The sequence below is a fragment of the Sphingomonas sp. IC-56 genome, assembly GCF_021043375.1.
GTDB lineage: Bacteria > Pseudomonadota > Alphaproteobacteria > Sphingomonadales > Sphingomonadaceae > Sphingomonas.
This window is the reverse complement of sequence record NZ_JAJNDV010000003.1, coordinates 213151-226470: the sequence shown is the minus strand read 5'-3', so window position 1 is coordinate 226470 and position 13320 is coordinate 213151. Positions and strand designations below refer to the sequence as shown.

Below are 13320 nucleotides of genomic sequence, written 5' to 3'. Positions count from 1 at the left end.
CCATATGATGGGCGCTTAGGCCAGGCGGCGGATCAGTTCCTGGGCGGCGGCGGGGGCGCGGACTTTGCCGCCGTGGATGAAGAAGACGAAGGTGTCGCGGGGTTCTGCCGGGGGCGTGTCGGCGGTGACATAGGGGAGGCCTTCGGGACGGTCCCCCTGTGCCCAGCTGCGTGCGGTGTCGAGCCAGCGGGGGAAGTCGGCTGCCGCATAGCAGAGCGGGTTGGTGTCCTCGCCGGCTTCGAGGCGGGCATAGACGAAGTCGGCGGTGATGTCGGCGAGCGCAGGGTATTGCGGCGAATCGGCGTAGACGATGGCGACGCCGGCTTCGCGGCACATGGCGACGAACTCAGGCACGTGGAAGCTGTCGTGCCGCACCTGCACCGCGTGGCGCAGCGCGATGCCGTCCTGGCTGCGCGGGAGAAGGGCGAGGAAGGCGCGGAAGTCGTCGGCGTCGAACTTCTTGGTGGCCATGAACTGCCACAGGATCGGGCCGAGCTTGTCGCCCAGTTCGGTGAGCCCCTGCCCCACGAAGCGCTGCACCGATTCGCCGGCTTCGGCCAGCACCTTCCGATTGGCGACGAAGCGCGAGCCTTTGACCGCATAGACGAAGCCTTCGGGGGCGGTGGCGGCCCAGCCGGCGAAGCTCGCGGGCTTGAAGGTGGAATAATAAGTGCCGTTGATCTCGATCGCGGTGAGCTGCCGGGTGGCGTATTCCAGCTCCCGCTTCTGAGTCAGGCCTTCAGGGTAGAAGGTGCCGCGCCACGGCTCGAAGGTCCAGCCGCCGATGCCTACTTTGATGCTGCCGCTCGTCATGGGCGCCAGCATAGCGCGCGATCAGCGCAGGCGCGACCAGGTCTGCGACTTGCAGACCAGCCCGGCGATCAGGCAGCCGCGGCCCGAAAGCTCGTCGCCACGCACGGTGATGCGGCCACTGAAGGTTTGGCCGATATCGGGGACATGAACCCTGCCGCGCCAGACCTGGGGGCCGGCGCTCTCGAAGTCGCGGAAGATGCGGGTGCCGACCAGGGGTGCCTTCGTACCGCGGGCAGCGTCGGCAATGGCCTTGTCGCTGGCCCAGACTACCGTACCGCACAGCAGCGCGCCGCACGGCGCAAAGCGGACATGAACGCTGTTGCTGGGGTTGCGCCAGGTGGTGCCCGCCAAGTCGGTCGACGTGGCTTGGTTCGGGCTGGCGATGGCAAGAACGAGCGAAAGCAATGCGGTCATGCGCATCAACTTGGTTCTGGCCAGGCGGGGGATCAATCCCCTTATGTGCGGAATGAAACCGCTGGAGCGGGCGAAGGGATTCGAACCCTCGACCCCGACCTTGGCAAGGTCGTGCTCTACCCCTGAGCTACGCCCGCTCTGGCGTTCTAGCCCGCTGCGCCGAAGCGCTTGGGCTGGGTGAGGCGCGTCCACTAGCGGTGGCTTTCCGGGTGCGCAACACCTTTTTCGACATTTCCGGAAAAAGCTTGGCGCGTGCCCGCTTAACGCCCACATAGCGGCCCAACCTGTTTTGCCGCTTAGGAGTGCCCCTTGGCCACGCTTGGAATGAGCCCCGCCGAAAAGGAAGCCGTCGACGCTTTCCGCCGCGACATCGTCGAACCGTCGATGACCAATCTGGTGATCATCGATTTCTGGGCGGAATGGTGCGGGCCGTGCAAGGCGCTGGGTCCGATGCTGGAAAAGGTCGCCGACGATTATGCGGCCAAGGGCGTGAAGCTGGCCAAGGTCGATGTCGACAAGAACCAGTTCATCGCCGCGCAATTCCAGGTGCGATCGATCCCAACCGTCTACGCGATGTTCCAGGGGCAGCTGGTCGCCGACCTGACCAGCGCGCGCACCGAATCGCAGCTGCGCACGATGCTGGACCAGATCCTGCGCCAGCTTCCCGTCGCGAGCGAGGAAGCGCAGGCCGAGGCCGAGCTGGAGCCGCTGATCGCGATGGGCGAGCAGGTGCTGGCCGATGGTGATGCCGAGCGAGCGCTATCGGTGTTCGACCAGATCGAGGAAATGGCGCCCGGGCATCCGGTGGTTGCCGCCGGACGCGTGCGCGCGCTGATTGCGCTGGGACGGATCGAGGAAGCGCAGGCCGCGCTGGACGCATTGCCCGAGGACGCCGCCAAGGCGCCCGAGCTGGCCGGCGCACGCGCGGCGCTGAGCCTGGCGCAGGAAGCCACGCCGGTGGACGACCTGGGTGGCCTGCGCGCGCAGGCTGCGACCGGCGACATGGAAGCACGCTTTGAGCTCGCCGGCGCGCTGATGGCGAGCGACCGCGAGGAAGCGGCGAGCACGCTGCTGGAGATGATCCGCGAGGACAAGGCGTGGAACGAAGGCGCGGCGCGCCAGCGGCTGTTGAAGCTGTTCGAGGCAGTCGGGCTGGAGGATCCCTGGGTCTCGGCACAGCGCCGCAAGCTGTCGGCGATCCTGTTCGGATGACAGTGACGCGCCTTTCGGTGTTTCCGCTGGCGGGCGCGCTGCTGTTCCCGCGGATGCACTTGCCCCTGCACATTTTCGAGCCACGCTACCGGGCGATGGTGTCCGACGCGCTCGCTCGCGACCGCCGGATCGGCATGATCCAGCCGCGTGGCGGCGGGGACAAGCCGCCGCTGTTCGCGATGGGCTGTGTCGGGCGCATCGCCGAGGTGGAGGCGTTGGACGATGGGCGCTTCGACATCGTGCTGGAGGGGCTGACGCGCTTCACCGTGCTGCGCGAGTTGGATGTGACCACCCCGTTCCGCCAGGTCGAGGCGGAGCTGGAGGCAGTCGGCGAAAGCGAGACATTGGCGCTGGCCGAGCGCGCCTCGCTGGAGATCGAGGCGCGGCGCTTTGCCGATGTGCTGGGCTATGCGGTGGATTGGGAAGCGGTGACGCGGCTGGATGATGAGTCACTGGTCAACGGCATTGCCCAAATCGCGCCCTTCGATGCGGCGTCGAAGCAGGCGTTGTTGCAGGCAGATTCGCTCGGCGAGCGCGCGGAGCTGGCGGTGCAGCTGATGCAGTTCTTTGGCCGGCATGGCGAGGAAGGGGCGACGCTGCAATGAGCCTCGATCCCTGGCTGGTGGAGCGGCTGGTGTGTCCGGCCACGCGGACGAAGCTGCGCTATGACGAGGCGCGGCAGGAGCTGGTCTCGGATGAGGCTGGCGTGGCGTATCCGGTGCGGGATGGGGTGCCGGTGCTGCTGGTGGAGGCGGCACGAAAAATCGACTGAGAGTTGCGGCGCGATCTAAGACGATCCGCTTGTGGCCCTCCCCTCCACCGCGCCCTGCGGGCGCGGTCCCCCTCCCCGTCCCGGGGAGGTTCTTAGACGCTCAGTCCTTGCAGCAGCTTGGGCACGTCGCCGCTTTCGCCGCGGGCTTCGGCCATGAACCAGTTCTTGAGCGGCGGCAGCTTGTCCACCGCCGAGAGCCCGAAGCGGCGGACGCTGGCTGCGGTCTTGCCCGGGATGCCGAACAGGCGGGTGAGGCCATCGGTGGCGGCGGCGACCATGAAGGTGTCGAAGCCGCGCCAGCGCTGGTAGCGCGCGAGGAGCTGGGGGTCGCCCAGGTCCATGCCGAGCCGCTTGCCGTCCACCAGCACTTCGACCAGCGTGGCGACGTCGCGGAAGCCGACGTTAACGCCCTGGCCGGCGATCGGATGGATGCCGTGCGCGGCGTCGCCGACCAGCGCGAGGCGATCGGCGGTGATCCAGGCTGCGTGGTGGAAGCCGAGCGGATAGCTGGAGCGCGCCGACAGGTTACTCAAGGGCCCCAGGAAACCGCCCATGCGCTTCTCGACCTCGGCGAGATAGCCGCGCTGGCTGATCTTCATCCATCCCGCGGCTTCGCTGGCCTTGACCGTCCACACCACTGCCGAGCGATGCCCCTCGTCATTGTCGGGCAGCGGCAAGATTGCGAAGGGGCCGTCGGGATAGAAAATCTCGAAGGCGATATTCTCGTGGCTGCGCGCGTGGTTCATCGTCGCGATCATCGCGGCGTGATCATAGGTCCAGCTCGCGGTCTTGAGCCCGGCGGCTTCGCGCATCGGCGAATTGCGGCCTTCGGCGGCGATCAGCAGCTGGGCGCGCACGGTGGCACCCGAATCGAGCGTGGCGGTGACGCCGAACTCGCCGCGTTCGACCGACACCGACCGCGTCTTCATCCGCAGGTCGGCGAGTGGGGCAGCTTGGGCGGCCTCCAGCAGGGCGGTGCGCAGGACGCGGTTTTCGAACATCGTGCCGACGGCGCCTTCGCCATCGGCGGGCGCGAAATCGAGCTTGCCGGGTTCCAGTCCGTCGCTGACGCGGATGCCCTGGATCGGGCAACCCTTGCCGGCCAGCCGTTCAGCCACGCCGATCGCTTCGAACATGCGCATCGGGGCGCTGGCGATCGCCGAGGCGCGACCGTCGAAACCGGCCTGGAGGATGAGTTCGGGATCGGCAGGGTCGACCACGATCGAAGTGATGCCATGGGCGTCGAGCGCGACGGCGAGCGCGCTCCCCACCAAGCCGCCGCCGAGGATGAGAATGTCCGCGCTATCCATGCCCCCGCCCTACCCCCGTTCGCGCGTACAGGCCAGCGGTACAAAACAGGCCCATAGTTGACGCGGGAGTCCCTTTGGGCGATCATCCGCGCGTACCCTGACAATCTGGAGGCTGGGCAATGGCGACCCGGGCACAACCGTCGCTGCTGCGCGACACGATGAAGGCTGGCGTGCTGCGCAGCACCGCGCTGATCGGCGGCACAATGCTGTTCGTGGCGACGGTGGCGCTGATGATCGCGATGCTGAGCTATCATGCGCAGGATCCGTCGCTGAACACGGCGTCGGGCGGCCCGGCGCGCAACCTGCTGGGCAGCACCGGGGCGTGGGTGTCCGACCTGCTCTATTCGCTGCTGGGATTGCCAGTGCTGCTGGTGATGCCGGTGGGGTTCATCGTGACCAACCGGCTGTGGCTGGACCGGCCAGTGGGCGCGTGGGGGCAGATGCTGCGCAACGCCGCGCTTTCGGCTGCGCTGGTGGCCGTGGGCCTGACGCTGCTGCACATCGACTGGTCGCTGGCGATCGATTGGCGGCTGCCCGGTGGCATGGGCGGGATCGTCGGGCTTGCGGCGGCGGGGTTCCTCGACTGGCTGATCGGGCTGGCGGGCAATCCCGACATGTCCTTCTGGGCCGGGCGCGTGCTTGGCACGGTGGCGACGCTTTCCGGCCTGTTCTTCTGGTGGCGCTCGCTGGACTTCACGCTGCCCAATCGGGTGATGCGCTTTCCTGGCCTGGCGGGGCCCGCCAAGCAGCGGCTGTTGCGCGGGCCGGAGCGGCTGGGCGGCGACGATGTCGCCGAGCTGCCTTCCGCCAATGCACTGTTCGACGCGGGCGAGCCGAGCGCGCCGCGCAAGGTGGTGGTGCCGGACAACCGCCCTGCCCCGGTGATCGCCGAGCGTGGCACCTCCCCTGCCCCGGCCAAGACGCGGCTGGCACCCGAGCAGACCAGCCTGGACCTGAAGGACAGCTATACGCTGCCGCCGCTCGACCTGTTGAAGGAGGGCCCGGTCAACCAGCACGCGACGATCGACAAGGCGGCGCTGGAGCGCAACGCCCGGCTGCTCGAAAGCGTGCTCGACGATTTCCATGTGCGCGGCCAGGTGGTCGAGGTGCGGCCCGGGCCGGTCGTGACGATGTACGAGTTCGAACCGGCCAGCGGCATCAAGGCAAGCCGCGTGATCCAGCTGGCCGACGACATCGCCCGTAACATGAGCGCGATTTCTGCGCGCGTGGCGACGATTCCCGGGCGCACGGTGATCGGCATAGAACTGCCGAACGTGAAGCGGGAAGGCGTGAACCTGCACGAGCTGATCGGCAGCCAGAGCTTCGAGGATCAGGGCGCGAACCTGCCGCTGGTGCTGGGCAAGAACATCGCCGGCGAGCCGGTGATCGCCGATCTAGCACCGATGCCCCACCTGCTGGTCGCGGGTACCACCGGGTCGGGCAAGTCGGTGGGCTTGAACTGCATGATCCTGTCGCTGCTGTACCGGCTGACGCCGGACCAGTGCCGGATGATCATGATCGATCCCAAGATGCTGGAACTCAGCATGTACAAGGATATCCCCCACCTGCTGGCCGACGTCGTGACCGATCCGCCCAAGGCGGTGCGCGCGCTGAAATGGGCGGTGGAGCAGATGGAAGACCGCTATCGCATGATGGCGAGCGTCAATGTCCGCAGCCTTGCCAGCTTCAACGACAAGGTGCGCCTGGCCAAGGCCAAGGGGCAGCCGCTGGGGCGCAAGGTGCAGACCGGCTATGATCCCGACACCGGCCGGCCGATCTATGAGGAAGAGACGCTCGACCTCCAGCCGCTGCCGCTGATCGTGGTGATCGTCGACGAGCTGGCCGACCTGATGATGACCGCGGGCAAGGAGGTCGAGTTCCTGATCCAGCGGCTGGCGCAGAAGGCGCGTGCCGCCGGCATCCACCTGATCATGGCGACGCAGCGCCCGTCGGTCGATGTCATCACCGGCGTGATCAAGGCGAACCTGCCGACGCGCATCAGCTTCCATGTGACCTCGAAGATCGATTCACGCACCATTCTCGGCGAACAGGGCGCCGAGCAGCTGCTGGGCCGCGGCGACATGCTGTACATGGCTGGCGGCAAGCAGATCCTGCGCGTCCACGGGCCGTTCGTCAGCGACGATGAGGTTCAGGCGGTGTCGGACTTCTGGCGTTCGCAAGGGACGCCCGATTACATCTCGGCGGTCACCGAGGAGCCAGAGGATGGCGGCTTCGCGCTGGAAGGTGGGCCGCAGGGCGACGACACGCCCGAGGAGCAGCTGTACCGCCGCGCGTGTCAGCTGGTTGCGGAAAGCCAGAAGGCTTCGACGTCATGGCTCCAGCGCCAGTTGCGGGTGGGCTACAACAGCGCTGCGCGGCTGATCGAGCGGATGGAAAAGGACGGGCTGGTCTCGCGCCCGGACCATGTCGGCCGCCGCGAGGTGCTGATGGACACCGATGGGCGGCCGCTGAACTGAGTCGGATCGTTTCGCCCAGGCGCGGGTTCAGGGGACATTCAAGCCGCGCCGCTTATGGTGCCATCCAGCATTTGGAGATTTGAATCGTGTTTGCACGGCCCCTTGCCTTGACCCTGCTTGCAGCGCCTGCGCTGATTGCCGCGGCGCCTGCCGGTGAGCTCGCCCAGGTGCAGCAGCATCTGCAGGGCGTGCGCAGCATGACGGCGAACTTCACCCAGACCGACCGGACCGGACGGACGGTCGGCGGTACGCTGACGCTGAAGCAGCCGGGGAAGATCCGCTTTCAGTACGAGAAGGGTGTGCCGCAGCTGATCGTCGCCGATGGGCGCAGCCTGTATTTCATCGATTATCAGGTGCGGCAGGTCGACCGCTGGCCGATCGGCAGCTCGCCGCTGGGCGTGCTGCTGAACCCGAAGAAAGACATTTCGAAGTTCGCCAAGGTGCTGCCGACGGGTGACCAGCGAGTCGTGTCGGTCGAGGTGCAGGATCGGGCGCATCCTGAATATGGGCGGATCACGCTGATCTTCCAAAAGAACGCGTCTGGTCCTTCGGGGCTGATGCTGCAGGGTTGGGTCGCGCTCGATTCGCAGAACAACCGCACCACGATCCGGCTGTCGAACCAGCGGTTTAACACGCCGGTTTCCGACGGAACGTTCCGCTGGAACGACCCGCGGCAGCGCAGCCGCTGATTTCTGAACATCGTTCATGCTGGCGACAGGTTCGGGCGCCTAAAAGCATATTTGCGGATGTGGGGCGGTACTCGGGATTTTCCCCCTGTTGCTCGAGGTCGAACCACTTCCCGCCTGCGTGACGAACGCTAGGTCGGCCCTCGCTCCATTGCCCCCGGAGCGGGGGCCTTTCCATGTCTGGCGAAGTTGCCGCCGCGTCGCTACATCGCGCGCGTGAAGATCGCCTCGTGGAACATCAACTCGGTCCGCTTCCGGATCGGCATCGTCGAACAATTCCTGCGTGAGGAATCGCCGGATATCCTGTGCTTGCAGGAGACGAAGGTCATCGACGGCGACTTTCCCGAGGATGCGTTTCGCGCGCTCGGATATGATCACATCATCAAGCACGGCCAGCGCATGCACCATGGCGTCGCGATCATTTCGCGCGTGCCGGTAGTGGAGGACGACCGGCTGGATTGGCAGGCGAACCAGGAAGCGCGGCATGTGGGCGTGAAGCTGCCCAACGGCGTGCGGCTGGAGAATGTCTACGTGCCCGCTGGTGGGGACGTGCCGAACCGTGAGGTGAACCCGAAGTTCGGGCAGAAGCTCGATTTCGTCGAGCGCATGACCCAGTGGTCGGCGCAGCTCGACACCCCCACCATCCTGAGCGGCGACTTCAACATCGCGCCGCTCGAATGCGATGTGTGGAGCCACAAGCAACTGCTCGACGTGGTCAGCCACACCCCTATTGAAGTCGAGGCGCTGGGCCGATTGCAGGCGGCGCATGATTGGGTGGATCTCGGGCGGCGCTTCATCCCCGCGCCCGAGCGTTGCTTCACCTGGTGGAGCTACCGCGCGAAGGACTGGCGCGCGAGCAATCGCGGGCGGCGGCTGGACCATATGTGGGCGAGCCCGAGCGTCGCGGACCAAGCCACAGCGCATAAGGTATGCGAGCCGTGCCGCGACTGGCTGAAGCCATCTGACCATGTGCCGATCGTGACCGAGTTCGCCTGGTGAGCGCACGGGCGGCGGCGCAAGCAGTGGACGCGCTGCGGCGCGGGTGGCCGGTGGCGATCCGCGGGCGTGACGGGACGCTGAGGCTGCTGGCGATCGAGACGGCGGATGCCGAGCGACTGAAGGCGTTCGATCCCGAAGGCCGCGCACCGGTGCTGCTGTCGGCTGGGCGCGCGGCGACCCTGAAGCTGGCAAATCAGCGCGACGCGGCGACCCCCGATGGACCGGTGCTGGTCGAGAGGGTGCCGTGGCTGGATTTCTATACCGGTACCGCACTGGCCGATCCGCAGCTTGATCTGGCGACGCCGCTCAAGGGGCCGTTCCGGGCGATGCCGATCGAGGCGAGCGAGGCGGCAGCAGCGGCATTGCGGCTGGCGCGGGTAGCCGGGCTGTTGCCGGCGTTCTTTGTGCTGTCAGACGATGATGCTGATGCCATCACGCCAGCCGATATCGACGCGCATGAGGATGCCGACCGGCTCCGCATCGTCGGCCGCGCGCGGCTGCCGGTTGAGGGTGCCGAGGACACCGAGATCGTCGCGTTCCGCACCGACGAGATGCCGGGCGAGCATGTTGCGCTGGTCATCGGACAACCTGACGGCTCGCCGCCACTGGTGCGGCTGCACAGCGAATGCCTGACCGGGGATGTGCTCGGCAGCCTGAAATGCGATTGCGGGCCGCAGCTGCGGGCGGCCATCGCTGCGATCGAAGCGAGTGGATGGGGCATCCTGCTGTATCTGCGCCAGGAAGGGCGCGGCATCGGGCTGATCAACAAGCTGCGGGCCTATGCGCTGCAGGACCAGGGGTTCGACACGGTCGACGCCAATACCCGGCTGGGGTTCGCGGTGGATGCGCGCAACTTCGCGATTGCGGGACGGATGCTGGTGTTAATGGGGCAGCCGGTGGTGCGACTGTTGACCAACAATCCGGACAAGGTGGCGGCGCTGGAGGCCTCGGGTGTCACGGTGCGCGAGCGGGTGGCGCATAAGCTGCCGCCCAACCCGCATAACGAGCGGTATCTGGCGACCAAGCGGGATCGTACCGGCCACCAGCTGTAAGGTTTGTTCGCGCAGAGGCGCAGGGGACGCAGAGGGGTCTCGCCTGCGGCTTCCGGGCGGGAGACCAACAAGGACTCTGATGATATGGTGCCGCTGTCGCGGCCCGCTTTTCTCTGCGTTCTCTGCGCCTCTGCGCGAACCTTTAAAAGACGAGCCGCCGCACGTCGTCGAAGCTGGTGGCAATGTCTTGGACACCGAGGGCGCGCAGGCGGTGGGCGTGATCGGGGGCGCAGTGGCTGGCGGCGCACATGCCGATGACGTGTGCACCGGAAGCGACCGCGCCTGTTGCGCCGACGGGGGAGTCCTCCAGGATCACGCAGCGGGCGATGTCGACGCCCAGCGCCTGGGCGGCGTGGAGGTAGATGTCGGGCGCAGGCTTGCCGCGCTCGACATGTTCGTGGCCGCTGAAGATCTTGTCGCCGAACAGATCGCGCACGCCGAGATGCTCGAGGTGGCGACCGATCCACTTGGTGCTGCTCGACGACGCGATGGCGCGGGGCAAAGTGGGCGGCAAATCAGTGAGGAAGCGGATCGCGCCGGCGACTTCGGGCAAGCCTTCCTCCAACACGCGGCGATCCTCGGCCCGGCGCGCTTCGTGGAAGCTGTCGGGAAGCGGGCGGCCGATATATTGCTCGACCGCACCCAGAAACGCGCTGCCCGACAGGCCCATGAAGTTGGCCATCGACTGTTCGGGCGTGGTCGGGTGGCCGATGCTGCCGAGATAGTCGGCAATCTGGCGGTTACCCGCAGCTTCGCTCTCCAGCAGCACGCCGTCGAAGTCGAAAATTATCGCGTCAAACTTCATGCGCGCGCGCCGAACAGCGCCGATCCGACGCGCACATGAGTGGCGCCGATGGTGACGGCGGTGGCGAAGTCGCTCGACATGCCCATGCTCAGGCCGCCCAAGCCATGGTCGCGGCGAAGCTTGGCCAGCAGCGCGAAATAGGGTGCAGGCTCCACTTCAAGCGGCGGCACGCACATTAGTCCGGCGAGCGGCAGGTTCGCGGCGCGGGCCTGCTCGATCAGCGTGGGCAGGTCGGCAACCGCGCAGCCTCCCTTTTGCGGCTCGTCGCCGATATTGACCTGTAGGAAGCACGCGGGGCGCTTCCCCAACTTGTCCATCGCCTTGGCGAGTGCCGTGACCAGCGACTCGCGGTCGACCGAGTGAATCGCGTCGAACAAGGCGACTGCTTCCTCGGCCTTGTTGGACTGGAGCTGGCCGACCAGGTGGAGCTCGATTCCCGGCGTTTCCTCGCGCAGGTCCGGCCATTTGGCTTCGGCCTCCTGCACGCGGTTCTCGCCGAACACACGCTGGCCGGCGGCGATCAGCGGGCGGATCGCGTCTGCGTCGTGGGTCTTGGACACCGCGATCAGCGTCACCGCTTCGGGCTTACGATCGGCGATGCGGGCGGCGCGGGCGATTTCGTCGCGCACCTGGGCGAGGCGCTGGCTGGCGTCGTCTGTAGGCATGGCGTGCGCTATAGGCAGGGGAATGCACGCCCGCCACCCCTCCCCGCCCCGCCTATGGCTGATGACCGACGAGCGCATGGGCGAGCGGTTGTGGACCGCGCTGGAACGACTGCCGCGGGGCAGCGGCGTTGTGTTCCGGCATTACCGCCTGCCACTGGCAGAGCGGCGGGCGCTGTTCGCGCGGGTGGCGAAGGTCGCGCGGCGGCGCGGGCTGGTGCTGTTGCGCGCGGGCGAGCAGTCTTTGGGGCGGTGGGAAGACGGGACGCACGGGACCCGGCGGCGGGCACGGGGCTGGTATAGCCGGGCGGCGCATTCGCGTGCCGAGATCGTGGCGGGGGAGCGGGCTGGCGCCGATCTGCTGTTCGTGTCGCCGGTATTTGCCACGCGGTCGCATCCTGGGGCGGCGGCGCTGGGAGCGGTGCGGTTCGGGTTGCTGGTGCGCGGGGTTGGCGTGCCGGTGATTGCGTTGGGGGGAATGGACGCGCGACATGCAAAGCGGCTGCGGGGGCTAGGCGTGCATGGCTGGGCGGGGATCGACGCCTGGGCGGGGTAGCCGGCCTGATACTACCTAGTTCCCCGGCGAAGGCCGGGGCCCAGCTGCAATGAAGCTTGAGACGGCACGCGCCATCGCCACGGCATGGCAACTGGGCCCCGGCCTTCGCCGGGGAACAGTTGGGTTCTTCGGTTAGCGCTTCACCCTGAAGCCGCCATCGCTTTAGAAGCGGAAGGCAGTGCCCACATAGACCGCCTGGCTGTCGCGGCGGTCGTCGGCGAGCTTGGGCAGGCGGTCACGCTCGCTCTTGTAGCGGACGCCGGCGGTCACATCGAGGTTGCGGGTCAGCGAATAAGAGCCGCCCAGATCCATCGAATAGCTCGGCTTGTCGCCGATCAGCACCGGCGTTCCGTCCAGCGGACGGTCGGCGGTGGCCTGAACCCGGCCGGTGGCGCGCTTGCCGTTGTAGCTGAAGCCCAGATTTGCGCGTTCGCGGCTGCCGGGCTGGCTGACCAGTTCGACCTTGGTTACGTCGCCCGAAACGGCGAAGCGCTTCCAGCCGACCGAGACGCCGAGATTATAGCCGATCGGAGCGAGGCTGACCGCAGCCGGTGCGGCAGCGGCGAATTCCTCACGTTCCAGGCGGACGGTACCCGTCCTGCGCGCGCGCACCGCCACCGTCACGCCGCGGCGGGTGCCGGTGCGTGCTTCGGACGGCGTGAAGCGGAAGCCGCTTTCGGGCATGCCGCTGCGCGCGAGGATCGCGGCAAGCTTGGGATCGGCTGCTGCGGGGGTGAAGGTGCCAAGGCCTCCGCGCGGCGTAAACGCCTGGCGCGGAGCGACGCGGCGGTCCCCGCCGGCACGGTCCTGCGCCTGCAGGGCGGGCGACAATGCGGCGCCGAGCGCGCAAAGCACGCCCACCCCGATCGCCGATTTCCACCCTGGCCGTCGCATCATCCTACCCCTCTTATGGACTCGCCCTACCACGAACTGGGGACGAGGTTCCACCGATGCTAGCGGTAACGCGCAGATTCCGTCCCAGTGTTGCCCGATCCCCACAGAATCGCCGCCATCGGCGTTCGCGGAGCGGCGCATCATCGGGCTGCGCAGGCGCCTTGCTACCGCCACATGCGGCACTATAGATGCAGCTTGCCATTTTATCTGCCTGTAGGAATGTGTCGATGAACCGCCTGTTGCGCGCTGCGATCCTGGGGTCGCTTGCTCTTTCGATCACCGCGTGCGGCGGCGGCAAGGATCGCCCCAGCGCCGACCTGGCCGCGTCGCGGGTCACCACCATCGGTGTGAATTCCTATCTGTGGCGCGCGAGCCTCGACACGCTGAGCTTCATGCCGCTGCTCCAGACGGACTCCAATGGCGGCGTCATCGTCACCGACTGGTATGTGAACCCCAACGTCCAGACCGAGCGGCTGAAGGTCACCGTGACCGTGCTCGACCAGGATCTGCGCGCCGACGCCGTGCGCGTCGCGGCGCTGCGCGAAGTGAACCGCAACGGCCAGTGGGTCGCGGCGCCGGTTCAGGCCGCGACCGTGCAGAAGCTGGAGGACATCATCCTCACCCGCGCCCGCGACCTTCGCCGCGCCGCCGTTGCCAACTGATCCATC

At 67.3% G+C, this 13320-nt stretch carries 15 protein-coding genes and 1 tRNA gene; 9 read left to right on the top strand and 7 right to left on the bottom strand.

Annotated elements, in window-relative coordinates:
- Positions 1–15 precede the first annotated feature (15 nt).
- The 3 genes from LQ953_RS05945 to LQ953_RS05935 all read right to left on the bottom strand — a co-directional run bounded on the left by LQ953_RS05945 (position 16) and on the right by LQ953_RS05935 (position 1364).
- On the bottom strand, positions 16–813 hold the full coding sequence (locus tag LQ953_RS05945) for a DUF72 domain-containing protein (protein ID WP_231029804.1): 798 nt from the start codon (positions 811–813) through the stop codon (positions 16–18).
- 21 nt (positions 814–834) lie between these two features.
- Positions 835–1227, bottom strand: a complete 393-nt coding sequence (locus LQ953_RS05940) for a DUF2147 domain-containing protein (RefSeq protein ID WP_231029803.1) — start codon at positions 1225–1227, stop codon at positions 835–837.
- 62 nt (positions 1228–1289) lie between these two features.
- Positions 1290–1364: transfer RNA gene (locus tag LQ953_RS05935), tRNA-Gly, on the bottom strand.
- A gap of 187 nt (positions 1365–1551) precedes the next feature.
- Between LQ953_RS05935 and LQ953_RS05930 the strand changes: the two genes are divergently transcribed.
- The 3 genes from LQ953_RS05930 to LQ953_RS05920 are packed head-to-tail and all read left to right on the top strand — an operon-like array spanning position 1552 to position 3211.
- The gene (locus LQ953_RS05930) at positions 1552–2439 is read left to right on the top strand and encodes a tetratricopeptide repeat protein (protein WP_231029944.1); all 888 of its coding nucleotides are present in this window, start codon (positions 1552–1554) and stop codon (positions 2437–2439) included.
- Complete coding sequence (locus tag LQ953_RS05925) at positions 2436–3044, top strand: LON peptidase substrate-binding domain-containing protein (RefSeq protein WP_231029802.1); 609 nt, start codon at positions 2436–2438, stop codon at positions 3042–3044. Before LQ953_RS05930 ends, LQ953_RS05925 begins: the two co-directional genes overlap by 4 nt.
- Entirely contained in the window at positions 3041–3211 is a 171-nt protein-coding gene (locus LQ953_RS05920) for a Trm112 family protein (RefSeq protein ID WP_231029801.1), read from the top strand. The genes LQ953_RS05925 and LQ953_RS05920 overlap by 4 nt, the downstream gene beginning before the upstream one ends.
- A 92-nt stretch (positions 3212–3303) precedes the next feature.
- On the opposite strand, the gene LQ953_RS05915 is transcribed toward LQ953_RS05920, so the two are convergent.
- On the bottom strand, positions 3304–4521 hold the full coding sequence (locus LQ953_RS05915) for a UbiH/UbiF/VisC/COQ6 family ubiquinone biosynthesis hydroxylase (protein WP_231029800.1): 1218 nt from the start codon (positions 4519–4521) through the stop codon (positions 3304–3306).
- A gap of 119 nt (positions 4522–4640) precedes the next feature.
- Between LQ953_RS05915 and LQ953_RS05910 the strand changes: the two genes are divergently transcribed.
- The 4 genes from LQ953_RS05910 to ribA all read left to right on the top strand — a co-directional run bounded on the left by LQ953_RS05910 (position 4641) and on the right by ribA (position 9735).
- Positions 4641–6998 carry a DNA translocase FtsK gene (locus LQ953_RS05910; protein WP_231029799.1) on the top strand — a complete coding sequence of 786 codons (2358 nt, stop codon included), beginning with the start codon at positions 4641–4643 and terminating at the stop codon, positions 6996–6998.
- A gap of 107 nt (positions 6999–7105) precedes the next feature.
- A complete protein-coding gene (locus LQ953_RS05905) occupies positions 7106–7687 on the top strand; it encodes a LolA family protein (protein WP_231029798.1) in 582 nt (193 codons plus the stop codon).
- Between the two features lie 213 nt (positions 7688–7900).
- Positions 7901–8683, top strand: a complete 783-nt coding sequence (locus tag LQ953_RS05900; RefSeq protein WP_231029797.1) for an exodeoxyribonuclease III — start codon at positions 7901–7903, stop codon at positions 8681–8683.
- Positions 8677–9735: a GTP cyclohydrolase II gene (gene ribA / locus LQ953_RS05895; RefSeq protein WP_231029943.1), complete on the top strand. Its 1059-nt coding sequence runs from the start codon at positions 8677–8679 to the stop codon at positions 9733–9735. The genes LQ953_RS05900 and ribA overlap by 7 nt, the downstream gene beginning before the upstream one ends.
- Before the next feature lie 142 nt (positions 9736–9877).
- On the opposite strand, the gene LQ953_RS05890 is transcribed toward ribA, so the two are convergent.
- Both LQ953_RS05890 and LQ953_RS05885 read right to left on the bottom strand, forming a co-directional pair.
- Complete coding sequence (locus tag LQ953_RS05890; protein ID WP_231029796.1) at positions 9878–10540, bottom strand: HAD family hydrolase; 663 nt, start codon at positions 10538–10540, stop codon at positions 9878–9880.
- Complete coding sequence (locus LQ953_RS05885; protein ID WP_231029795.1) at positions 10537–11205, bottom strand: YggS family pyridoxal phosphate-dependent enzyme; 669 nt, start codon at positions 11203–11205, stop codon at positions 10537–10539. Before LQ953_RS05885 ends, LQ953_RS05890 begins: the two co-directional genes overlap by 4 nt.
- 22 nt (positions 11206–11227) lie before the next feature.
- Here LQ953_RS05885 and LQ953_RS05880 point away from each other — a divergent pair, with 22 nt between their 5' ends.
- Complete coding sequence (locus LQ953_RS05880) at positions 11228–11758, top strand: thiamine phosphate synthase (RefSeq protein ID WP_231029794.1); 531 nt, start codon at positions 11228–11230, stop codon at positions 11756–11758.
- Positions 11759–11920: 162 nt separating this feature from the next.
- Here LQ953_RS05880 and LQ953_RS05875 read toward each other — a convergent pair whose 3' ends face one another.
- The gene (locus LQ953_RS05875) at positions 11921–12655 is read right to left on the bottom strand and encodes a hypothetical protein (protein ID WP_231029793.1); all 735 of its coding nucleotides are present in this window, start codon (positions 12653–12655) and stop codon (positions 11921–11923) included.
- A 224-nt stretch (positions 12656–12879) separates the two neighbouring features.
- Between LQ953_RS05875 and LQ953_RS05870 the strand changes: the two genes are divergently transcribed.
- Positions 12880–13314, top strand: coding sequence for a DUF3576 domain-containing protein (locus tag LQ953_RS05870; protein ID WP_231029792.1), 435 nt, complete (start codon positions 12880–12882; stop codon positions 13312–13314).
- Positions 13315–13320 lie beyond the last annotated feature (6 nt).